At 74.0% G+C, this 21,685-nt stretch carries 23 protein-coding genes; 6 read left to right on the plus strand and 17 right to left on the minus strand.

The features are described 5' to 3' along the window. Positions 1-4: 4 nt before the first annotated feature. The 8 genes from RNC47_RS16135 to RNC47_RS16170 all read right to left on the minus strand — a co-directional run bounded on the left by RNC47_RS16135 (position 5) and on the right by RNC47_RS16170 (position 5,262). Positions 5-517, minus strand: coding sequence for an RDD family protein (locus tag RNC47_RS16135; RefSeq protein ID WP_311599401.1), 513 nt, complete (start codon positions 515-517; stop codon positions 5-7). A gap of 56 nt (positions 518-573) precedes the next feature. Then, positions 574-1,209 carry a class I SAM-dependent methyltransferase gene (locus RNC47_RS16140; RefSeq protein WP_311599403.1) on the minus strand — a complete coding sequence of 212 codons (636 nt, stop codon included), beginning with the start codon at positions 1,207-1,209 and terminating at the stop codon, positions 574-576. 105 nt (positions 1,210-1,314) lie between these two features. Continuing rightward, entirely contained in the window at positions 1,315-2,118 is an 804-nt protein-coding gene (locus tag RNC47_RS16145; RefSeq protein WP_311599405.1) for a hypothetical protein, read from the minus strand. Between the two features lie 155 nt (positions 2,119-2,273). Further along, the gene (locus RNC47_RS16150; protein ID WP_311599407.1) at positions 2,274-2,816 is read right to left on the minus strand and encodes an AAA family ATPase; all 543 of its coding nucleotides are present in this window, start codon (positions 2,814-2,816) and stop codon (positions 2,274-2,276) included. A 44-nt stretch (positions 2,817-2,860) separates the two neighbouring features. Next, positions 2,861-3,667 (minus strand): NmrA family NAD(P)-binding protein, encoded by an 807-nt coding sequence (locus RNC47_RS16155; RefSeq protein WP_311599408.1) that lies wholly within the window; start codon positions 3,665-3,667, stop codon positions 2,861-2,863. 52 nt (positions 3,668-3,719) lie between these two features. Continuing rightward, the gene (locus tag RNC47_RS16160) at positions 3,720-4,142 is read right to left on the minus strand and encodes an arsenate reductase ArsC (RefSeq protein WP_311599410.1); all 423 of its coding nucleotides are present in this window, start codon (positions 4,140-4,142) and stop codon (positions 3,720-3,722) included. After that, the gene (locus tag RNC47_RS16165) at positions 4,139-4,894 is read right to left on the minus strand and encodes an MIP/aquaporin family protein (RefSeq protein ID WP_311599412.1); all 756 of its coding nucleotides are present in this window, start codon (positions 4,892-4,894) and stop codon (positions 4,139-4,141) included. The genes RNC47_RS16160 and RNC47_RS16165 overlap by 4 nt, the downstream gene beginning before the upstream one ends. Further along, positions 4,891-5,262: an ArsR/SmtB family transcription factor gene (locus RNC47_RS16170; RefSeq protein ID WP_311599414.1), complete on the minus strand. Its 372-nt coding sequence runs from the start codon at positions 5,260-5,262 to the stop codon at positions 4,891-4,893. Before RNC47_RS16170 ends, RNC47_RS16165 begins: the two co-directional genes overlap by 4 nt. Between RNC47_RS16170 and RNC47_RS16175 the strand changes: the two genes are divergently transcribed. After that, positions 5,251-5,454 carry a hypothetical protein gene (locus RNC47_RS16175; protein WP_311599416.1) on the plus strand — a complete coding sequence of 68 codons (204 nt, stop codon included), beginning with the start codon at positions 5,251-5,253 and terminating at the stop codon, positions 5,452-5,454. The genes RNC47_RS16170 and RNC47_RS16175 overlap by 12 nt on opposite strands. A gap of 27 nt (positions 5,455-5,481) precedes the next feature. Here RNC47_RS16175 and RNC47_RS16180 read toward each other — a convergent pair whose 3' ends face one another. Continuing rightward, positions 5,482-6,024: a GNAT family N-acetyltransferase gene (locus RNC47_RS16180; RefSeq protein WP_394814795.1), complete on the minus strand. Its 543-nt coding sequence runs from the start codon at positions 6,022-6,024 to the stop codon at positions 5,482-5,484. A gap of 230 nt (positions 6,025-6,254) precedes the next feature. On the opposite strand from RNC47_RS16180, the gene nirB reads away from it, so the two are divergent. Together nirB and RNC47_RS16190 are read left to right on the plus strand one after the other, a co-directional pair. Further along, a complete protein-coding gene (gene nirB / locus RNC47_RS16185; RefSeq protein WP_311599420.1) occupies positions 6,255-8,852 on the plus strand; it encodes a nitrite reductase large subunit NirB in 2,598 nt (865 codons plus the stop codon). Next, the gene (locus tag RNC47_RS16190) at positions 8,849-9,187 is read left to right on the plus strand and encodes a nitrite reductase (NAD(P)H) small subunit (protein ID WP_311599422.1); all 339 of its coding nucleotides are present in this window, start codon (positions 8,849-8,851) and stop codon (positions 9,185-9,187) included. Before nirB ends, RNC47_RS16190 begins: the two co-directional genes overlap by 4 nt. 3 nt (positions 9,188-9,190) lie before the next feature. Here RNC47_RS16190 and RNC47_RS16195 read toward each other — a convergent pair whose 3' ends face one another. Next, positions 9,191-10,591: an endo-1,4-beta-xylanase gene (locus RNC47_RS16195; protein WP_311599424.1), complete on the minus strand. Its 1,401-nt coding sequence runs from the start codon at positions 10,589-10,591 to the stop codon at positions 9,191-9,193. Between the two features lie 165 nt (positions 10,592-10,756). Between RNC47_RS16195 and RNC47_RS16200 the strand changes: the two genes are divergently transcribed. Both RNC47_RS16200 and RNC47_RS16205 read left to right on the plus strand, forming a co-directional pair. Beyond that, entirely contained in the window at positions 10,757-11,629 is an 873-nt protein-coding gene (locus RNC47_RS16200) for a universal stress protein (RefSeq protein ID WP_311599426.1), read from the plus strand. Between the two features lie 510 nt (positions 11,630-12,139). Next, entirely contained in the window at positions 12,140-13,066 is a 927-nt protein-coding gene (locus RNC47_RS16205) for a phosphotransferase family protein (RefSeq protein ID WP_311599428.1), read from the plus strand. Here RNC47_RS16205 and RNC47_RS16210 read toward each other — a convergent pair. From RNC47_RS16210 to RNC47_RS16225, 4 genes are read right to left on the minus strand one after another with little or no spacing between them, the layout of a single operon-like run. Then, positions 13,063-14,094 carry an L-idonate 5-dehydrogenase gene (locus RNC47_RS16210; protein WP_311599430.1) on the minus strand — a complete coding sequence of 344 codons (1,032 nt, stop codon included), beginning with the start codon at positions 14,092-14,094 and terminating at the stop codon, positions 13,063-13,065. The genes RNC47_RS16205 and RNC47_RS16210 overlap by 4 nt on opposite strands. A gap of 13 nt (positions 14,095-14,107) precedes the next feature. Beyond that, positions 14,108-14,884: an SDR family oxidoreductase gene (locus RNC47_RS16215; RefSeq protein WP_311599431.1), complete on the minus strand. Its 777-nt coding sequence runs from the start codon at positions 14,882-14,884 to the stop codon at positions 14,108-14,110. A gap of 10 nt (positions 14,885-14,894) precedes the next feature. Continuing rightward, a complete protein-coding gene (locus tag RNC47_RS16220; protein WP_311599432.1) occupies positions 14,895-16,301 on the minus strand; it encodes a GntT/GntP/DsdX family permease in 1,407 nt (468 codons plus the stop codon). Positions 16,302-16,346: 45 nt separating this feature from the next. Continuing rightward, entirely contained in the window at positions 16,347-16,832 is a 486-nt protein-coding gene (locus tag RNC47_RS16225; protein WP_311599482.1) for a gluconokinase, read from the minus strand. Positions 16,833-17,018: 186 nt separating this feature from the next. Here RNC47_RS16225 and RNC47_RS16230 point away from each other — a divergent pair, with 186 nt between their 5' ends. Beyond that, positions 17,019-17,720 (plus strand): FadR/GntR family transcriptional regulator, encoded by a 702-nt coding sequence (locus RNC47_RS16230; protein WP_311599434.1) that lies wholly within the window; start codon positions 17,019-17,021, stop codon positions 17,718-17,720. Positions 17,721-17,728: 8 nt separating this feature from the next. Here the strand turns inward: RNC47_RS16230 and RNC47_RS16235 are convergent, their stop codons facing one another. The 3 genes from RNC47_RS16235 to RNC47_RS16245 all read right to left on the minus strand — a co-directional run bounded on the left by RNC47_RS16235 (position 17,729) and on the right by RNC47_RS16245 (position 21,636). Beyond that, positions 17,729-20,146, minus strand: a complete 2,418-nt coding sequence (locus tag RNC47_RS16235; protein WP_311599436.1) for a glycoside hydrolase family 65 protein — start codon at positions 20,144-20,146, stop codon at positions 17,729-17,731. Positions 20,147-20,153: 7 nt separating this feature from the next. Further along, entirely contained in the window at positions 20,154-20,882 is a 729-nt protein-coding gene (locus RNC47_RS16240) for an HAD family hydrolase (RefSeq protein ID WP_311599438.1), read from the minus strand. A gap of 109 nt (positions 20,883-20,991) precedes the next feature. Continuing rightward, on the minus strand, positions 20,992-21,636 hold the full coding sequence (locus RNC47_RS16245) for a helix-turn-helix domain-containing protein (RefSeq protein ID WP_311599440.1): 645 nt from the start codon (positions 21,634-21,636) through the stop codon (positions 20,992-20,994). Positions 21,637-21,685 lie beyond the last annotated feature (49 nt).

Raw genomic sequence — 21,685 nt, forward strand, 5'->3', positions numbered from 1 at the left:
GAGGTCAGCCGCGCACCACCACGACCGATCCCACCACCTTGTCGTGCAGGCACTGCTGGAACGGCTCGTCCCACAGCGGCCACAGGTAGTCGATCTGTCCCAGGAGGGGCGTGAAGTGCAGCACCAGGTGGGCCACATGCCGGCACAGGGCCCGCCCGTACGTGAGCGGGCGGCCGTCACCGCTGCGCGCCACCCGCATCCCCTGCGCCAGCTTGCCCGGGCTGCCTCCCCACCACGCGGTGCACAGTGGGGAGTAGCACAGGAGAACCGTGATGATCCACACCCCGATGACGGCCGGGGCGACCCGGGAGAGGGCGAGCCCCCCGCCGACGAGGAGCGCGAGGACGAGAAGGGCGTCGAGCAGGTAGGCGCCGACCCGTTCCCCCCAGTCGGCGAGTGTCTCGCGACCGGGCTCGGCGCGGGGGGAGATCCACGGGGGAAGGTGGTCCCGGTCGGTGACGACCGGCGGCGGTGCACCGGGGCCGGGCGGCCTTCCGGCGGGCAGCGACTCATCCATGCGGCGACGCTACGGGCGCCCGGTGGGGAGGGGTCCCGAGGCCCAGGCGCGCGACGTCACTCGGCCCGGCGCATCAGCAGCCGGCCCTGGCGGAACGGCCGTTCCCCCTCGTGCGGCTCGCGCGTCATCCGCCCGACCTCCACGAAGCCGGCGGCGCGAGCCAGCGCCGCGAGGTCGTCGATCGGCCACCGGTAGGCCGTCACGACCTTGTGGTCGAAGTCGGTGACCTGCTCGCCCTCCGCCTCGAAGAAGCCGAGCAGGAGATGGCCGCCGGGCGCGAGGACCCGATGGAACTCGGTGAAGTACGGGGGCAGTTCCTTCGGCGGGGTGTGGATGACCGAGTACCAGGACAGCACGCCGTGCAGCGAGCCGTCGGCCAGGTCGAGGGCGTCCATCGAGCCGACCTCGAACCGCAGCTCCGGGTACGTCTCGCGGGCCAGGTCGATCATCACGGGCGACAGGTCGACACCGGAGATGTCGAGCCCGAGGCGGTGCAGGTGCGCGACCACCCGCCCGGGGCCGCACCCCACCTCGACGACGGGCCCGGTGCGCGCGAGTTCGGCGAACGCGGCGAGGAACGCGCGGTCCAACGGCTGGCCGTCGAGCTCGTCGCGCGCGAACTCGGCGTAGAGGACGGCGACGGCGTCGTAGGCGTCGGCCGTCGCGCGGAGGTAGGAGGAGGGTTCGGTCACGGGTGAGGACCCTAACGGGTGAGTCCCGCCCCACCGACGCGCAGGTGCGGGAGCCGGGGCGGCCGGTAGCCGTCGTCGTCCTTCGGGTGCCCCGTCCTGGTCGCGTCACCTCGCGCCGGCGGCCGTGCCGTGCACCTCGGCGAGCAGGTCCGCGTACTGCCGCCCGTCGGGTTCGGTGTACTCGGGTCCCGGGTCCTCCCCGAAGACCGCGTCCGCGCACTCCACCTCCGCGTCGCCCAGCAGCGTGCCGCCGCCCACCGGTTCGCCGGTGCGCGCCTCGTAGACGGTGACCCGGTAGCGGCCCTGGGAGAACTCGACGGTCTCGGTCACCGGCCCGAGGCCGAGGGGGCCGTCGGTGTAGCCGCAGGAGATGTCGGTGTCCGGCACCCGCCCGTCCCGTTCGGCGCACGCCACCAGCTGCACGTCGCCCGGGGACGGCTCGTCCTCCAGGTCCTGCTCCCGCCCGCCCGTGGAGGACCAGTCCTCCCACCCCTCCTCGACAACCACCCACGGCGGCGGGCCACCGGCCCGGCCCGGCTCGTACGGCGCCGCACGCGGAAACGGGTCGGCGCCGCCGTCGCCCTCACACATGCGCCCGAAGTCGTCCAGGTCGCGCGGCCGGTCGCCCAGCACGAGGTCGTTGACGAGGGGAACCAGCAGCAGCCCGCCGGCCGCCAGGCCGAGGACGACCGTGGTGACGACGAACCGCCGGACGGTGCCGAGCCGGACGGACGGCAGCAGGCCGTACACCCAGCAGGCCCGGCCGGCGAGCAGCAGCAGCCCGACGCCGAGGGTGACCGGAAGCGCACCGGGCGCCTGAACCGCCACGCCGACGCCCACCCCCACGACCGGGCCGAGCACGATGCCGTTCCCGACCCAACGCCGCCGTTCATGCCCCTCCGGTCTCATGAACCGACGGTATGGGCGCCGGCTCGGGAGGGGTGCCGAGAGATCCGACTAGGTCCTGTCCGGGCGATCTTTTCGGATCAGGCCGCGGCGTCAGACGCGGTGCTCCCCCAGCTGACGCGAGCCGGTCCGGGCAAGCCACCGCCCGACATACCCCCTCATCCCGTTGCTTGGCCTTCCCAAGCAACCGCCCGCACCACGTCGAGGGCGATCGCCTCGACACCACGCCCGTCGGTCGGGACGCGGACCGTGCCGGCGGGGGCGCGTTCGCTCAGCTCGCGGGCCATCCGCAGGCTCCGCTCGATGTGGGCGTCGAGCTGGGAGCCGATCTCCCGGCCCGCGAGCCGCTCCCGTACGGTCGCCTCCTCGGCGGTGAGCAGGACACAGGTCGACCGGACCATGTCGCCGCCCATCGCCCGTCGGAGCATCGGCTCCTCCAGGATGCTCACCGTGTTCGTGTAGATGAGGCGCCGCTGGCCGAGCGCCGCGTAGTTCGCCCAGATCGCGGCGGTGTTCCGCTCGGTGATCGCCGCGCGGTGCGGGTCGTCGGCGGGGGCGGGGTGGATCTGGTCCATGTAGTCCCCCTCGATCAGGCAGTGCGCCGTTCCGGCGGCCCGCAGCGCCGCGGACACCTCCCACGCGACGGTCGTCTTCCCGACGCCCGCGCCGCCACCGATGAGCAACAGTTCGTACGTGGTCATGGCCGGCCAGCCTGGCAGAGCGGTGGCCGCCCGGGCACCTGGTTTCAGAAGCGGTGCGCGTGCTCGGCCGCCCACTGGGCGAAGGTGCGCGCCGGGCGGCCGGTCACCCGCTCCACGGTGTCGTCCACCGTCCTGGCCTCCGCAGGGGGCGCCGCGTGCCAACCGATGACGTACTCGGCGTCCGCCCGGGACACGCCGGTGGAGATCAGCCGGTCGACGGCCTGTTCGTGGGTGATACGAACGAGGTCGATGTCGCGGCCGATGGCCCGGGACAGGATCGCGATCCGTTCGCGGGTGGTCAGCGGTTGGGGTCCGGTGAGGTTGTAGGCCTTGCCCGCGTGGCCGTCGTCGAGCAGCGCGGCGGCGGCCACGGCGCCGATGTCGGCCTCGTGGACGACCGCGCTGGGGAGGTCGAACGGCTCGCGCACGACGCCCTCGGCGCGGATCGACTCGGCCCAGGTCAGCGCGTTGCACATGAACTCCTGGGCTTCGAGGCGCGTCCACTCCACGCCCGAGTCCGCCACGGCCTTCTCGACCGGGCCCACCCAGCCGCCCCACAGCACGGTGACGCGCCGCACGCCCGCGTCGACCGCCCGTCGCACCAACTCGGGGCCGACGTCGGCGAGTCCGGCCGTCACGGTGATGTGCAGCCGGCTGACGCCGTCCAGGGCGGCGTCCAGCGTCTCCGGCGCCGTGTGGGTGCCGGCCACCAGCTCCGCCTCGGCCGGGAGGCGGCCCTCCGCCGCGGCCGGGTTCCGGGTCAGGGCCCGAACGTGCTCTCCTCGGCGGACCAGCTCCGCCACCACGTGCCGGCCGGTGTTCCCGGTGGCACCCGTCACCAGTGTCGTCACAGGTGAACTCCTCTCGTCACCACAGACGCTAGGAGCTCAACCAAACGTGAGGTCAAGCGGCCGTCTCGACGCCGAGCTCGGCGAGCAGGCCGCGGACCCGGCGTTCGATCTCGTCCCGGATCGGGCGGACGGCCGCGACGCCCCGGCCGGCGGGATCGTCCAACGCCCAGTCCAGGTAGCGCTTTCCCGGGAAGACCGGGCAGGCGTCGCCGCAGCCCATGGTGATCACGACGTCGGAGGACCGCACCGCCGCCTCGGTCAGCACCTTGGGCGTCTCGGCGGAGATGTCGACGCCGACCTCCGCCATGGCCGCGACCACCGCGGGGTTCACGGCGTCGGCGGGGGCGGAGCCGGCGGAGCGGACCCGGACCCTGTCCCCGGCGAGGTGGGTGAGGAAGGCGGCGGCCATCTGGGAACGGCCGGCGTTGTGCACGCAGACGAAGAGCACGGACGGGACGGCGGCGGGAACGCTCATGAGGCCAGGGGGCTTTCCGGGGATCGGGGACGGGCGGGCCGCCGCACGTCGCGCGGGGCCAGGGCGGGCGCGGGGCGGCGGAAGCAGACGGCGGCCAGGCCGAGGCCGAGGGCCGCGCCGAGGAGCTGCGCGGCGAGGAACGGCGCGACGGAGGTGGGGGCGATGCCGGCGAAGGTGTCGGTGAAGGCGCGGCCGAGCGTGACCGCCGGGTTGGCGAAGGACGTCGAGGAGGTGAACCAGTAGGCCGCGCCGATGTAGGAGGCGACCGCGGCCGGCGCGAGGTGGGCGCGGCCGGCGCGGGTCAGGCCGAGGACCAGCCAGACCAGTCCCGCGGTGGCCACCACCTCGCCGAGCAGCAGGTGTCCGGCCGATCTGTCCTGGCCGGAGAAGCGCACCAGCGGCTCGGCGAACATCGCGTTCGCGAGCACCGCGCCGCCGATCGCCCCGACGGTCTGGGCGGGGAGGTAGGCGGCGACGTCGCGGAGGGTGGGGCCGTCGCCGGTCCGCCGGCCGACGCACCGGGCGGCGAGCGTCACGACCGGGTTGAGGTGCGCCCCGGAGACCGGGCCGAGCAGGGCGATCAGCACGCCGAGACCGAGGACGGTGGCCAGGGAGTTGGCCAGCAGCCGCAGGCCGACGTCGTCGGTCAGCCCGGCCGCCTGGATGCCGGAGCCGACGACGATCGCGACCAGCGCCGCGGTGCCCAGCGCCTCGACCGCCGCCCGGCGCGGTAGGGCCGCCTCGGCGCTCACGCGGGGGACGCCGCGGGCGGCGCGAGCAGGGCGGAGAGCCGGGCCAGCGCCGCGGGGAGTACCCAGTAGTAGACCCAGGTGCCGCGCCGTTCCGAGCCGACCAGGCCGGCCTCCCGCAGGACCTTCAGGTGGTGCGAGATCGTCGGCTGGGAGACGTCGAACGGGCCGGTCAGGTCGCAGACGCACGCCTCCCCGCCCTCGTGGGAGGCGATCAGGGACAGCAGCCGCAGCCGGACGGGGTCCGACAGCGCCTTGAACATCCGCGCCAGCTCGGCCGCGGCCTCCTCGCCCAGCGGTTCGCGGACCACCGGCGCGCAGCACTCGGTGGCGTCCTGGCCGAGCACCGGGAGAGCAGCATGATTCGACATGCGTCTATATTGACGGCCGTCTCATCAGATGGCAAGGTCGACCGCATAGACGGCTGTCGGTGCAGCCTCGGCACCGAGCCGGCCAAGCACCGGGACGGCTACGCCGCCGCGACCGCCCGCGTCGTCAAGGCCGACGCCGCGCCGGTGGAGTGCCGCTGCACCGCGAACGCGGCTGGCCCGTGCGGCGGTTGAGCCGGCGGAGGCGGGCCGCGCGCCCGGTCACCACACGTCGCCGTCGCGCCAGTCGCAGGTGATCTCGCCGGAGAGGTCGGGGGTGACGGAGACGGGGAGGACGTAGACGCCGCCGTCCTCGTCCTCGGTGCGGGCTATGCCGAGGGGGGTGACGGCGAAGGTCGGGCCGCGCCACAGGCGCCAGCCGCGGGCGGCGTAGAAGTCGTGGGCCTCGTCGGAGGTGGAGAGCGCCCCGAGGTCGTAGCCGCCGTGGATCACGCGCTCGACCTCGGTCATCAGGCGGGTGCCGTGGCCGTTGCGGCGGTGGGAGGCGGCGACGGCGACGGCCTCGACGTAGCCGGTGCGGACGGCGCGGCCGGCGAGCAGCAGGCGGCGTTGGACGACGGAGGCGTGGCCGACGAGTTCGTCGCCGTCCCAGAGCATCGCGTGCATGCCGCCCAGCGAGTGTTCCCAGTCGTGATCGGAGAAGTCCCCGTCGAACGCCTCGTCGAGCAGGGCGCGCGCGGCGGCGAGCGCGGTGGGGTCCAGGTCGGCGGTGTGGGCGGTGCGCACCTCGGTCATACGCGTCATCCTCGCAGCAGTCGGGCGGTTTCGCGCCGCTCGCATGATTACCCGATCACGGGATGAACGTGCAGCCGCGCACAGGACGTTAAGCGGCGGATAAGGCCGTGCTGCGCGGATGTTAAGTGATCCGCACGCCCCCTCACACACCGGGTCGCCGCCCGCTGAGGTCAGCGTTGCCCGAGGGAAACGGAGGTGATGCGGCCGGGTAACAGCGCCGTCGCACTCTCGAACACGTGATGACCCAGACCATCGTCCTGATCGGCCACGGCATGGTGGGCCAGCGCTTCCTCGAGGAGCTGGCCGACCGCGGCGTGCCCGACCGTGCCCGCATCGTGGTGCTGGGCGAGGAGCCGCGTCCCGCTTATGACCGGGTCCACCTCACCTCCTGCTTCACCGGCACCACCCCGGAAGAGCTGTCCATGGTCCCCGAGGGGTTCATGGCCCAGCACGGCATCGAGACCCACCTCGGCGACCCGGTCGCCGCGATCGACCGCGAGGCGCGGACCGTGACCACGGCCGCCGGGCGCGTCGTCGCATACGACACGCTCGTGCTCGCCACCGGCTCGTACCCCTTCGTCCCGCCCGTCCCCGGCCGGGACGCCACCGGCTGCTTCGTGTACCGGACCGTCGACGACGTGGCGGCCATCACCGCGCACGCCGAGGCCGGCGCCCGCACCGGCGTGGTGGTCGGCGGCGGGCTGCTCGGCCTGGAGGCGGCTGGGGCGCTGCGCGGTCTCGGCCTGCAGACCCACGTCGTGGAGTTCAACGACCGGCTCATGGCGATCCAGGTGGACGAGGGCGGCGGCCGGGCGCTGCGCAGGACCGTCGAGGAGATGGGCCTGATCGTGCACACCGGCGTGGCCGGGCAGGAGATCACCGCCGACGCGGCCGGCGCGGTCACCGGCATGGTGCTGTCCGACGGCACGACCGTCGAGGCCGACCTGGTGGTGTTCTCCGCCGGCGTCCGGCCGCAGGACGCGCTGGCCAGGGCGGCCGGGCTCGCGGTCGGCGAGCGCGGCGGCGTGGTGGTCGACGAGCGCTGCCGCACGGAGACCGACCCGGCGGTGTACGCCATCGGCGAGTGCGCCAGGACGGTCGACGGCATGGTCTACGGACTGGTGGCGCCCGGCTACGAGATGGCCGCCACCGCCGCCGACGCCATCGCCAACGACGGGCGCACGGACGCCGCGTTCACCTCGGCCGACACCTCGACCAAGCTCAAGCTGCTCGGCGTCGACGTCGCCTCCTTCGGCGACGCGCACGGCCGCGCGGCGGGCTGCCTCGACGTGGTCTACTCGGACGCCCGGGCCGGCGTCTACAAGAAGCTGGTGGTCGGCGCCGACGGCGCGCTGCTCGGCGGCGTCCTGGTGGGCGACGCCGACTCCTACGGGCTGCTGCGGGCGCTGACCGGCTCGGTGCCGCCGGCGCCGCCGGAGCAGCTGGTGCTGCCGGCCGGGCTCGCGCCGCCCACCGGGCTCGGCCCGTCCGCGCTGCCCGACGACGCGACGATCTGCAACTGCAACAGCGTGACCAAGGGCGCCATCAGGGCGGCGGTCTCCGAGGGCGGCGCGACCTGCGTGGCCGACGTCAAGAAGTGCACCAAGGCCGGTACGGACTGCGGGAGTTGCCTGCGGGTGCTGGGCCAGCTGGTCAACGACGAGCTGGCGGCCAACGGCGTCGCCGTCGACACCGGCCTGTGCGGCTGCTTCTCCCACACCCGCCAGGAGCTGTACGAGATCGTCCGCACGCTGCGGATCACCGGCTTCCGGGAACTGCTCGACCGGTACGGCCGCGAGGAGGCGCGCGGCGGCGAGGGCTGCGAGATCTGCAAGCCGACGGTGGGCTCCATCATCGCCTCGCTCGCGCCCACCATCGGCGCCAACGGCTACGTGCTGGACGGCGAACAGGCCGCGTTGCAGGACACCAACGACCACTTCCTCGCCAACATGCAGAAGAACGGGTCGTACTCGATCGTGCCGCGCGTGCCGGGCGGGGAGATCTCGCCGGAGAAGCTGATCGTGATCGGCGAGGTGGCGCGGGACTTCAACCTCTACACCAAGATCACCGGCGGCCAGCGGATCGACATGTTCGGCGCCCGCGTCGACCAACTGCCGATGATCTGGGCCAGGTTGGTGGAGGCCGGCTTCGAGTCCGGGCACGCCTACGGCAAGGCGCTGCGCACCGTGAAGTCCTGCGTGGGCTCGACCTGGTGCCGGTACGGCGTGCAGGACAGCGTGCGGATGGCCGTCGACCTGGAGCTGCGCTACCGGGGCCTGCGGTCGCCGCACAAGCTGAAGTCGGCCGTCTCCGGCTGCGCCCGCGAGTGCGCCGAGGCGATGGGCAAGGACTTCGGCGTCATCGCCACCCCCAACGGCTGGAACCTCTACGTCGGCGGCAACGGCGGCGCGACGCCGCGCCACGCCGACCTGCTGGCCCAGGACCTGTCCGACGCCGAACTGGTGCGGCTCATCGACCGGTTCCTGATGTTCTACATCCGCACCGCCGACCGCCTGGAGCGCACCTCCACCTGGCTGGAGCGGATCGAGGGCGGCCTGGACCACGTGCGGGACGTCGTCGTCCACGACTCGCTCGGAATATGCGACGAGTTGGAGGCCATGATGGCCGCGCACGTCGCCAACTACCGCGACGAGTGGGCCGAGACCATCGAGGACCCGGAGAAGCTCCGGCGCTTCGTCTCCTTCGTCAACGCGCCGGGCGCGCCAGACCCGACCGTCGCCTTCGTGCCCGAACGCGAGCAGCACAAGCCCGACCTGACGCTGCTCGCCGGGCCCACCCTGCCGATCCGCACACTCGAAGGGAGTTCGTCCACGTGAAGGTGGAGATCCAGGTAACGGACGACGGCTGGCTGCCGGTCTGCGGGCTCGCCGAGCTCGTCCCGGGGCGCGGCGTGGCCGTGCTGCTGCCGGACGGGCAGCAGGCCGCGCTCTTCCTCGACCGGCACGGCAGGACGTACGCCATCGGCAACCGGGACCCGTTCAGCGGCGCCTATGTGCTCTCCCGCGGCCTGGTCGGCTCGCGCGGCGCCTCCGGCCGGCCGTTCGTGGCCTCGCCGCTGCTCAAGCAGCGGTTCGACCTGACGACCGGCCGGTGCATCGACGACCCGGACCCGGACCGCACGGTCCCCGTCTACGCCACGCGCGCCCGCTGAGGGCTACGTGTTGGCCGCGCCCGTGCAGACGGTGCCGTTGAGCGCCGGCACGGGCGCTCCGTAGACGGCGCCGCTGTCGGTCTGGAAGCCGAAGCCGAGCGTGCCACCGGCGCCCACGGTGCCGTTCCAGGCGGCGTTGCGGGCGGTGACGGTGGTGCCGTTCTGGGTCAGCGAGGTGTTCCACGAGCTGACCACGGACTCCCCGACCGGAAGGTCGAACGTGACGGTCCAGCCGGCCAGCGCCCGGTCCGTGGTGATCCGGACGTCAACGGTGGAGCCGGCGTTCCACCGGTTGGTGACCCGGTAGTCGGCGACGCAGGCGCCCGGTTCCGGTTCGGGCGCCGGATCTCCGCCGAGCGCCTCGACGATGGCGTGGTAGGCCGGCTTGGGCTGGTAGTTCTCGTCCCACGGCAGGGCCGCGCCCTGGCCGGGGAAGGTCGGCGGGATCCAGGAGTCGGCGTCGGTGAAGCCCCAGATGGTGACGCCGGTGCAGCGCGTCACCGCCACGCAGGCCCCCACCACCGCGCCGTAGTCGGCGGCCTGCTGCTCCAACTTGGCGGCGTCGGCGGGGAGTTGCATCCGCACGTCGAGCTCGGTCACCGCCACCTCGAGGCCGAGGTCGGCGAAGCGCTGCAGGTTGGCCCGCATCGAGGACGGCACCTGGCCGAGAATCAGGTGGGACTGGAAGCCGACGCCGTCCAGCGGCACGCCCTGGTCGAGGAGCGAGCGGACCAGCTCGTACATGCCGTCGCTCTTCGCGCCGACGCCGTCCGTGTTGTAGTCGTTGATGTAGAGCCTGGCCTCGGGGTCGGCGGCCCGTGCGGCGCGCAGCGCGTCGGCGATGTACCCGGGGCCGATCTCGCGCAGGAAGACGGTGTCGCGCAGCGTGCCGTCCTCGTTCAGCGGCTCGTTGACCACGTCCCAGCGGGCGATCCGGCCGGCGTAGCGGCCGACCTGGGTGGTGACGTGGTCGGTCATGACCTGGCGCAGCTCGCCGTCGGCGAAGTCGCCGTTCGCCACCCAGTTCGGCAGCTGGCTGTGCCAGACCAGGGTGTGGCCGTGCACCTCCTGGTCGTGTTCCTCGGCGAAGTCCACGATCCGGTCGGCGCCGGTCCAGTCGAGGTTGCCCCGGGTGGGCTCGACGGAGCCCCACTTCATCTCGTTGCCCGGGGTGACGCTGGAGAACTCGGTGGAGGCGATGGCGGTGTACCGGGGCTGGTCGAGCATCGGGCCGCTGATGCCGAGTCCGAAGAACCGGCCGCTCTCGGCGGCCAGGTCCCGCAGCGGCGGGGCGGCGACGCCGGGGTCTTCGGCGGCGTCCGCGGCGTTCGCGGCGCCGGTCGGCGCGAGCAGCGCGGCGGCGGCCAGTGCGGCGACGGCGGCGCCGCGTACACGATGGAACATCGAGGGCGTCCCTCTCGGTCGAGCCCCCGCAGGCTGACGCCCTCTTTCTAGGCGTTTGCCGCGCACGCGTCAATAACCCGTTCCCCGCCGTCCCTGGGCCCTGCGGTCGCAGTCGGGCGGGATCGGCGCGAGAGTGGAGTACGGACCGCTTTCCGAGGATGTGCCATGAACCTCCCCAGCACCCGCCCCGTCTCCGTCGGGATCGACGGCAGCGCGGAGAGCCAGGCCGCCCTGGAGTGGGCCGCCCGCGAGGCGACCCGGCGGGGCGTTCCGCTCCGGCTGGCCCACGCCTGGATGGAGGAGTCGCTGTTCGTGCCGACGCCGCCGGACGAGAACGTGGCGAGGCGGCTGCTCGAACAGGCGGAGGCCGAGGTCTCGGCCGGTCATCCCGAGCTGACGGTGAGCACCCGCCTGGTGCCCGACACGGCCGCGTCGGGGCTGGTCGACGAGTCGTCCGAGGCCGAGCTGCTGGTCCTCGGCTCCCGGGGGCACGGCGCGGTCGTCGGCTTCCTGGTGGGCTCGGTGGGCCAGCCGGTCATCGCGCACGCGCACTGCCCGGTGGTCTCCGTGCGGGCCGTCGAGGCCCGCAGGACCACCGAGGGTGACGAGGTCGTCGTGGGCCTGCGCGACCTGGGCCCCGACTCGGGCCGGCTCCTCGACTTCGCCTTCACCTCGGCCGCCGTGCGCGGCGCCACGGTGCGAGCGGTGCACGTCTGGGGCGCGCCGTCGATGTTCGGCTCCGACGTGCCCGACATGCTCCAGCAGCGTGGCCACCAGCCGGTGGAGGACCAGCAGGCCGCGCTGCTCTCCGAGGCGCTCGCCCCCTGGCGGGAGCGCCATCCGGCGGTGCCGGTCGTGGAGCACCTGCGCTTCGGCAACGCCTCGGAGGAACTGCTGGCCGCGACGTCCCACCGGGCCGCCCTGCTCATCGTCGGCCGCCGCCTGCACCGCCCCCGGCTCAGCCTGCACATCGGCGGCGTGGCGCACGCGGCACTGCACCACGCGGCCTGCCCGGTCGCGGTCGTACCGTACGGCTAGCCGCGGAGGCCGGCGAAGCCGGCCGCGCGAAGAGGGAGCCGGCCACGCCTGCCGCAGGCCGGCACGGCCGATACACCGCGTGCCAGCGCCCTCAGACGCGCCGGTGGCGGGACACGCCGTACGGCCAGGGCCTGCTCTTGGATCTTCGTGGATCAACGAGCGGCGGACGGCTCCCCCAGCTAACGCTGGGAGGTGCTGCACGCGGCGGAGCCGCACGCCGACCGCGCCGCAGCTCGTACGTGGCCGTACTCGCGCGCAGCGTCCATGTGCCGCTCCGCGGCGTGGCGCAACGCGACCCGCCCGGGATGCCTGGGGGCGCGTCGCGTGCCCGCGAAGATCCGGGAGGACAGGCCCAAGCCGCCAAGGCCGGCCGCGCCGGCGACGCGGGCCGGATGGCCAGTCCATCGCGCGCCAGCGCGCACCGCACCGCGGTGAAGCCGCCGTCAGGGCCCCTGCCGGGCCGGCGGCCAACGCCAAGCGCAGCGAACCCGCGGCCTACGATCAGGGCTCGTGTTCTCCCGCCCCTCCTTCATCGACGACGACGCGATCGCCCGCGCGGTCGCCGACCACTGGCTGCCCGCGATCACCGGGGTCGAGCACCTGCCCTGGGGGTTCGGCGCCCACCACTGGCGGGCGCGCGGCGCCGGCGGCGAGGCCCTGTTCGTGACCCTGGACCAGCTCGCGCCCCGGCACACCGCGGAGTCGCTGGAGGCCGCCTACGCGGGCGCCGCCGCGCTGGCCGCCGCCGGCCTGGCCGTGGTGTGCGCGCCGTTGCCCGCCGCCTCCGGGCGGTTCACCGTCGGTGTCGGGCCCGGCGTGCTCAGCGTGACGCCGTGGCTGGACGGCCGGTCGCCGACCGAGGCGGAGGCCCGCGAGCCCCGGCACCTCGCCGAGGTCGTCGCCGCGCTCGCCGCCCTGCACCAAACGGCACCACCGGAAGGACTGCCGCGCTGGCGGCCCCGGGTCGGCCCGGGGTTCGCGGACGAGCTGCGGGCCCGCACCGCCGCGGCCTGGACGTCGGGGCCGCTGGCGGAGGAGGCGCGGGCGGCGATCGCCGCCCGCGGCGCCGCGATCGGGCGCTGGACGGCCCGCTACCTGGAGTTGGGGGACGTCGCCCGCTCCCGCCAGGACTCCTGGGTGCCGACCCACGGCGAGCCGCACCACGCCAACCAGGTCGTGGTCGCCGGCGGGCTCAGGCTGGTCGACTGGGAGTCGCTGGCCCTCGCGCCGCGCGAGCGGGACTACGCGAGCCTGCTCGGCACGGCCGCCGGCGCCGCGCTCGCCCCCGACCCGGCGATGGTGGAGCTGTTCGCGCTCGACTGGCGGCTCTCCGAGATCGCCGAGTACGCGCGCTGGTTCGCCGCCCCGCACACTGGCAACGACGACGACCACGTCGCGCTCCAAGGACTCCACGAGGAGCTGTCGGACGGTCCCTAGAGTCGGTCGCCGAAGTCCAGCAGCACCTTGCAGGAGGTCGCGCGGTCGGCGGCCAGCGCGAACGCGTCCGCCGCGTCCCGCACCGGCCGCACCGCGCTGATCAGCCCTTCGAGCGCGGGGCGCGCCGCGAGCAGCCGCAGCGCCTCGTCGAGCTCGGGCGCGAAGCGGAACGCGCCGCGCAGCTCTATCTCGCGGGTGACCAGCGCGTTGCCGGCGAACGGCGTGCTGCCGGGCGGCAGCAGGCCGAGTTGGACGACGACGCCGCCGCGGGCCACCCGGTTCAGGCAGTCGGCGAGCCCCGGCGCGGTTCCGGACGCCTCGATGGCCACGTCCACCTGCTCGGGCCAGCCCGGGTCGTCCTGGTCGTCGGCGCGGACCACCGCCGTGGCGCCGGCGGTGCGGGCGAACTCCAGGGCGCGCGGCAGCAGGTCGGTGACGGTCACCGAGGCGGCGCCCGCCTCGTCGGCGGCCGCCGCGACCAGGCAGCCGATCGGTCCCGCGCCGGTGACCAGCACGTGTCGGCCGGCCACCGGGCCGGCCCGGCGCACCGCGTGCAGGGCGACGGCCAGCGGCTCGGCGAGGGCGGCACGCCGCAGGTCGAGGCCCGGCGGCAGCGGCCGCAGCTGGTCGGCGGGGACCACGATCCGGGCGGCGAAGCCGCCCTGCACGTGCGGCATCCGGGCGGCGCTGCCCAGGTAGCGGGTGTCGCGGCAGATGTTGGCCCGTCCTGAGACGCACTCGGGGCACCGGCCGCAGGGCGTCGCCGGGTGGACGGCGACCGGGGTGCCGACCGCCGGGCCCGTCGCGCCGGGGCCGTGGCCGACGACGGTGCCCACCACCTCGTGGCCCGGCACCAGCGGCTCGCGCAGCCGGAAGTCGCCGACCCCGCCGTGCCGGTGGTAGTGCAGGTCGGAGCCGCAGACGCCGCCGTAGCGGATCGCGACCAGGGCCTGCCCGGGTCCCGGCTGCGGCTCGGGCCGCTCCTCGACCCGCAGGTCGCCGGCCCCGTGGATCACACAGCTCAGCATCGTCCCCGCCACCTCACAACACGCTCGACATTCCGCCGTCGACGTACAGCACCTGCCCGTTGACGAAGTCGGCCGCGGGTGAGACCAGGTAGCGCAGCGCGCCCACCAGGTCCTCGACGCGGCCCCACCGGCCGGCCGGGGTGCGGCCGCGCACCCAGGCGGTGAACTCGGGGTCCTCGACCAGCGGCCTGGTCAGCTCGGTCTCGATGTAACCGGGGCCGAGCCCGTTGACCTGGAGGCCGTGCGGCCCCCAGTCGGCGCACATGCCCTTGGTGAGCATCTTGAGGGCGCCCTTGGTGGCGGCGTACGGCGCGATGCCGGGCCGCACCACCTCGCTCTGCAGCGAGCAGATGTTGACGATCTTGCCGCGGCCGCGCCCGACCATCCGCCGGGCCGTCTCGCGGCCGACCAGGAAGGCGCTGGTGAGGTTGGTGTCGACGATCCGGTGCCAGTCGGCGTCGGTGAAGTCGAGGAGCGGCTTGCGGTGCTGCATCCCGGCGTTGTTGACCAGGATGTCGAGCGGTCCGACGCGGTCCTCGACGTCGGCGACGCCGGCGGCGACGGCCGGCCCGTCGGTCACGTCGAACGCGGCGGTGTGCACGGCCGCGCCGGTGGCCTCGGTGATCTCGGCCGCGGCCTCGGCGAGCCGCCGTTCGTCGCGCCCGTTGAGCACGACCACGCAGCCGGCGGCGGCCAGGCCGCCGGCCAGCGCGTGGCCGATGCCACGGCTGGAGCCGGTGACCAGGGCGACGCGTCCGGCGATGTCGAAGAGACGATCTGGTGCTTGCACGGTCGGCCGCCTAGATGATCAGCGAGAGCAGCAGGATGAAGACGAGGGAGACGACGGAGATCACGCACTCCATCACCGACCAGGTGCGCAGCGTCTGGCCGACGCTCATCCCGAAGTACTCCTTGACCAGCCAGAACCCGGCGTCGTTGACGTGGCTGAGGAAGAGCGAGCCGGCACCGATGGCCAGCACGAGCAGCGCCACGTGCGAGGTGGACATGTCGGCGGCGAGCGGGGCGACGAGGCCGGCGGCGGAGATGGTGGCGACCGTGGCCGAGCCGGTGGCGAGGCGGATGCCGACGGCTATCAGCCAGCCGAGGAGCAGCGCCGATATGTTCCAGTCCTGGGAGATGTCCAGGATCATCTGGCCGACGCCCGAGTCGATCAGGGTCTGCTTGAAGCCGCCGCCGGCGCCGACGATCAGCAGCATGCCGGCGATCGGGCCGAGCGAGCTCTCCACGGTGGAGGCCAGCCGGTCGCGGGCGAAGCCGGCGGCACCGCCGAGGGTGAACAGGCCGACGAGCACGGCGGCGAGCAGCGCCATCATCGGGTTGCCGACGACGTCCGCGACCCGCTGGACGGTGTTCTCCGGGTCGTCGATCACGATGTCGACGAGCGCCTTGATCAGCATCAGCACCACGGGCAGCAGCACGGTGCCGACGGTGACGGCGAAGCCGGGACGCCGGTCGAGCTGCTCGGAGGGGCGCTCGGGTATCAGGCCCTCGGGCGGGGTGACGTCGACCCAGCGGTCGGCGTAGCGGGCGAAGACCGGGCCGGCGATGATCGCGGTGGGCACGGCGATCAGCACGCCGAGGGCGAGGGTGACGCCGAGGTTGGCGTCGACGGAGTCGATGGCGGCCAGCGGTCCGGGGTGCGGCGGCACCAGGCCGTGCATCACGGAGAGGCCGGCGAGGGCGGGGATGCCGATCCGCATCAGCGAGTAGCCGCCGCGCTTGGCGACCAGCAGCACGACGGGGATCAGCAGCACGATGCCGACCTCGAAGAAGAGCGGCAGGCCGATGATGCCGGCGATGAGGACCATGGCCCACGGCATGGCGCGGTTGGACGCCTTGGCCAGGATGGTGTCGACGATCTGGTCGGCGCCGCCGGAGTCGGCGAGCAGCTTGCCGAGGATCGCGCCGAGCGCGATGAGGACGCCGACGCCCGCCACGGTGGAGCCGAGACCGGCGCTGAAGCTGCTGATCACCTTGTCCAGCGGGGCGCCCGCGACGGCGCCGAGCACCAGGGTGCCGATGGTGAGGGACAGGAAGGCGTGCAGCTTGAAGCGGGTGATCAGGAGCACGAGCACGGCTATGCCGAGCAGCACGGCGAGCGCGAGCTGCCCGTGCCCGGCGGACGTGATCGGCTCGGCGGCCGGGGTCGAAGCGGCTGCCAGCACCTCCGCGTTGAGATGCGTCATGGTTACCTCACGAACAGGGGTGGGGGGACTGGGGGGTCGGGACGGCTACGGGTGGCCGGCGCCGGGCACGGCCTCGACGGCGCGGCGGACGATGTCCTCGGGGCCGGCGGCGATGTCGATCGCGACGCCCGCCTCGTCGTCCTCCAGCGGCTGGAGGGCGGCGAACTGCGAGTCGAGCAGCGAGAGCGGCATGAAGTGGTCGGTGCGGGCGGCCATCCGGTCGCCGATCAGCTCGCGGCTGCCGGCCAGGTGCACGAAGAAGATGCCGGGGGCCGCGGCCCGCAGCCGGTCGCGGTAGGCGCGCTTGAGCGCCGAGCAGCTGACGACGCCGCCGGAGGCCGCGTGGTCGTGGGCCCAGGCCCCTATGGCGTCGAGCCAGGGCGCGCGGTCGTCGTCGTCCAGCGGGATGCCGGCCGCCTGCTTGGCGATGTTCGCCGGCGGGTGGAAGTCGTCGGCCTCGGCGTAGGTGACGCCGAGGCGGTCGGCGAGCAACGGCCCGACGGTGGTCTTGCCCGAGCCGGCCACGCCCATGACGACCACGACCGGGACGTCCTGCGAGTGTTGCACCGCACTGTCTCCTTCGACCTGGATGGTGCCGACACTCAACCCCATATGTATGACTTATTCAAGAGCCTGTGACCTAAATGTCATATGAGCGGGCGGCCCGTAAGCTGACCCCCGGCGAGCCGGGACGAGGGGGAGCGGGAGAACCACGACATGGACAGAGGTCACCAGGGGCTCCACACCAAGCTGCTCGCCGTCCTCGGGCCGGCCATCACCGCCGGCGACTACCCGCCGGGCAGCGTGCTGCGCACCGGCGAGCTGGAGGAGCGCTTCGGGGTCTCCCGCACCGTCGTCCGCGAGGTGGTCCGGGTCCTCGAGTCGATGCACCTGGTGGAGTCGCGCCGCCGGGTCGGCGTGACCGTGCTGCCCGCCGAGGAGTGGAACGTCTTCGACCCGCAGGTCATCAGGTGGCGGATGGCCGGCGCCGACCGGCCGCGCCAGCTGCGCTCGCTGACCACCCTGCGCTCCGCCATCGAGCCGGTCGCCGCCGGACTCGCCGCCAGGAACGCGACCCCGGAGGAGCAGGCCGAGGTCACCCGGCACGTGCTGGAGATGGTCGCCAACTCCCGCGGCCACCAGCTGGAGGCGTACCTGGTGCACGACATCGCGTTCCACCGCACCGTGCTGCGCGCCTCGGGCAACGAGATGTTCGCCCGGCTCGGGGACGTGGTGAGCGAGGTGCTCTCCGCCCGCACCCGGCACCAGGTCATGTTCCACGACCCCGACCCGGCGGCCGTCACCCTGCACGTCCAGGTCGCCGAGGCGATCCGGGCCCGGGACGCGGAGCGCGCCGAGCGGCTGACCCGCGAGATCACCGAGGGCGCGCTGCGGGAGCTGGACGTCCTGGCGCCGTAACGAGCTGATCAGCCGGCCAGCGGCAACAGCCGCTCGTCGCCGGGCGCCACCTCGATCCCCAGGTCCGGGGCGAGGACCACCCGCACCCCGGCCTCCTCCCACGGCGGCACGCCGATCCACAGCTGGCCCGGCTTCATCCTGATCCGCACCTCGACGCCCCGGTAGCGGATCCGGAGGCCGAACTCCGACAGCTCGGGCAGCGGCGCCGGGTCGAGCCACAGCAGCCCCTCCCTGGTCTCCAGGCCCGTCAGACCGCGCTGCACCAGGTCCAACGTGCCCGCCATCGCGCCCAGATGGATACCCTCGGCCGTCGTGCCGCCCTGAAGGTCGGCGACGTCGCTGGCCAGCGCCTCCCGCAGGTGCGTCCACGCCTCGCCGTGCCGGGCTCGGGCCAGCACCCAGGCGTGCACCACCCCGCTGAGCGTCGATCCGTGACTGGTGCGCGCCAGGTAGTGGTCCACCGTCCGCCGCCACGCCTCGTCCGACAGCTCGTAGCCCAACCTGCCGAAGATCTCCCGCAGTTCCTCGGGCGAGAACAGGTAGCCGAGCATCAGCACGTCGGCCTGCTTGGACGCCCGGTAGCGGTTGACCGTGTCGCCCTCCGCCTCCAGGATCCGGTCCAGCCGCCGGATGTCGCCGTACCGCTCCCGGTAGCCGTCCCAGTCCAGCTCCGCCAGCTCCCCGTAGCCCTCGAACTGGCTCACCACGCCCTCGTGGAACGGCACATGAAGCCGCCGCGACACCTCCTCCCAGTGCTCCAGGTCGCCGCCGCGCAGCTCGATCCGCTCGAACAGCTCCTGCCGGCGCGAGGCCGGCAGCGTGCGCGCCAGGTCGAGGCCGCGCGCCAGCACCCAGGCGGCCGTCACATTGGTGTACGCGTTGTCGTCAAGACCGGGGTCCGCCGCGTCCGGGTAGCCGTCGTGGTACTCGTCGGGCCCCAGCACCCGCCGGATCCGGTAGCGGCCGAGCGCCGCGTCGAACTCGGCGGTCGAGGCCCAGAACCTGGCGATCTGCAGCAGCATCTCGGCGCCCCTGGTGTGCGCGAACTCCGTGTCGCCGGTGGCCTGCGCGTACCGCCACACGTTGTAGGCGACGGCCGAGCCGGCGTGGTGCTGCAGCCGCGAGTTGTCCGGCAACCACCGGCCGGAGCGCGGGTTGAGGTGCACCTCGGGCGTCTCCTCCCGCCCGTCGCTGCCCGACTGCCACGGATAGCACGCGCCCTCCCGGCCCAGGGCCCGCGCCGCCCGGCAGGCCGCCGGCAACCGCCGATAGCGGTACGTCAGCAGCGACTTCGACAACTCGGGGAAGTGCAGGTTGAGATACGGCAGCACGAACAGCTCGTCCCAGAACACGTGCCCCCGGTACGCCTCGCCGTGCAGCCCGCGCGCCGGCACGCCCACGTCCAACTCGGCGGTGTGCGCCGGCGACAGCGTCTGCAACAGGTGGAAGGCGTGCAGCCGCAGCACGTGCCCCGACTCCCCCGGCACCTCGAACTCCGCCTGCCGCCACAGCCGTTCCCACGCCTGGAGGTGCGAGTCGAGCAGCCGGGCGAAGTCGGGCGCCGACCGCACGGCCTCCAGCGCCGACTCCATGGGGCCGCTGATCGCCGCGTCCCGCGAGGTGTAGAGCGCCACCACCTTCTCCACGCTCGCCGTGCGGCCCGGCTCGACGGGCATGGTGAGCCGCTGCGCGATCCGGAAGTCCGACTGCCGGTTGCGCACGTTCTCCGGCGCGCCGTCCGGGTCGGCCCGGGTCCTGGCCGCCACCACCACCCGCACGTCGGACGCGGTGGTGCGGCAGCGCAGCCACATCACCCCGGGCTCGGCCGGGCCGCCCGTCCCGGTGCCCATCCGCGTCAGGTGGTGGCTGGCCAGGTCGCGGTAGCGGGAGACCCCGGTGTTGCCGACCATGCCGTCGATCGCCGACTCCACCTCGACCGTCCCCGACCAGTCCTCGGCGGTGAACGTCGTGTGCAGCGCCGCCAGGTGCGGGTCCCCCATGTGCACGATGCGGGACTGCTCCACGCCCAGGTGCCGGCCGTGCTCGTCGCGGAACCTGATCCAGCGGGTCAGGATGCCGCGCCGCAGGTCCAGGGCCTGCCGGTACAGCAGCAGCCCCTCGGCGTCCTGGTCCGGGTGGAACCAGCGGCCGTCCGGGCCCTCGTCGGGGTGCATGCGGAAACGCAGCGGCAGCCAGTTCGGCAGGTTGACCATGTCCTCGTGTTCGAGGAGCCGGCCGGCCAGCACCGTCGGCAGCCGGTTGTAGAGGCCGGCGGCGTAGGTGCCCGGGTAGTGCGCCGGGCCCGCGTTGGTCTCCGGCGCGGCGCCTCGGGTGGCGAAATAGCCGTTGCCCAGGGTGCACAGCGCCTCGCGCAGCCGCTCGGCCCGCGGATCGTAGCCCTCGTACTCCCAGGTCCAGTCGGGCACGGCCCGCTCACCTCCGGGCGCCGAGCAGCTCGCCGAGATCCCCGACCACCAGGTCCGCGCCGCGCTCCCGCAGGTCGTGCGCGCTGGTCGGGGTGTCCATCCGGTCCACGCCCACCACGAGCCCGAAACCGCCGCGCCGCCCCGCCTCCACGCCGGCCAGCGCGTCCTCCACGACGGCCGCCGACTCGACGGGCACCACGAGCCGCCGCGCCGCCTCCACGAACAGCGCCGGGTCCGGCTTGCCCGGCAGCCCGAGCCGGGCCACGTCGTTGCCGTCCACCACGGTCTGCAGCAGCGACCGCACCCCGGCCCTGGACAGCAGGTCACGGGCGTGCCGCGACGACGAGATGGCGGCGCACCGCACGTTCGCCCCGTGCAGCGCCAGCAGCAGCCGCACGGTGCCGGGGTAGACGTCCACGCCCTCCTCGTTCAGCACCCGCCGGAACAGCTCCTCCTTGCGGGCCGCGACGGCGTGCACCGTCCCCGTCCCCGGCGGGTCGTCGGGATCGCCCATCGGCAGGTCGAGCCCCCGCGCGGCGAGGAACGCGGCCGCGCCGTCGAGCCGCGACTTGCCGTCCACGTGCCGCCGGTACTCGTCGACCAGGTCGAACGGCGGATCGACGCCCGGCACGGCGTCGAACGCCTCCTTCCACGCGGCGGCGTGCGCCCGGGCCGAGTCGGTGATGACGCCGTCGGTGTCGAAGACGACGCCCTGACAACCCCACAACTCCGGCATCGCCACCTCCCAGGCCGTTCCCTTCCATGGGACCCCGCCCCGGCCCACCCCGCAATCCGACCGGCCCGCGCGCCGCCGCGCGGCGCCGGTGGCGCGCGGGCCGTGGGCGCTACCCGCCCCCCGGCGAGAAGCGGTGGCCGGTCAGTCGGGCCGGGGTGAGGCGCAGCCATCGGCCGTGGTCCTCCGGCGGCCGGCCCGCCTCCGGCACCGCCCCGGCCAGCCGTCTCCGCTCGGCCTCGTCGGTGATCTCCTCGACCGGCCCCACCGCCTGGACGCTCCAGCCGACGCTCCCGGCCTCGTCGATGCTGTCCACCTCGAAGGCCAGCCGCTCCACCCCGCCCCCGAGGCCGGCGGCGTGGAAGACGACGGCGCCCTCGACCACGGCGTAGCCGACCGGCACGATGGCCGGGCCCTGCGCCGTGCCGACGATGATCCGGCCCACGCTGTGCGCGGCCAGCAGCTCCTGGCACTCGTCCGGGTCGAGCGGGACGACCGCGCCACCACCGGCACCGGCCGGCGGCGTCGCCGGCTCCGCGCCGCTGAGCTCGGCGACGGTCGTGTCGAGCGCCCTGGCCACCCGGGTCAGCGAGCCGATGCTGGGCGACACGGGGTGCTCCTCCAGGTAGCGCAGGTACTGCGGGGCGACGCCGGCCCGCCCGGCGACCTCCTCGCGGCTGAGCCCGAGCCGCTCCCGCCGCAGCGCGACCCGGCGCCCCACGTCGGTGCGGTGGTCGTGCGAAGTACCGGCCTCCATGTCCCCAGGATCACCGGGCCGACCGGACACCGCTCGTCGATCAGCGTTG

Origin of the sequence: Streptomyces millisiae (assembly GCF_031845425.1) — a bacterium.
Classification (GTDB): domain Bacteria; phylum Actinomycetota; class Actinomycetes; order Streptomycetales; family Streptomycetaceae; genus Streptomyces; species Streptomyces millisiae.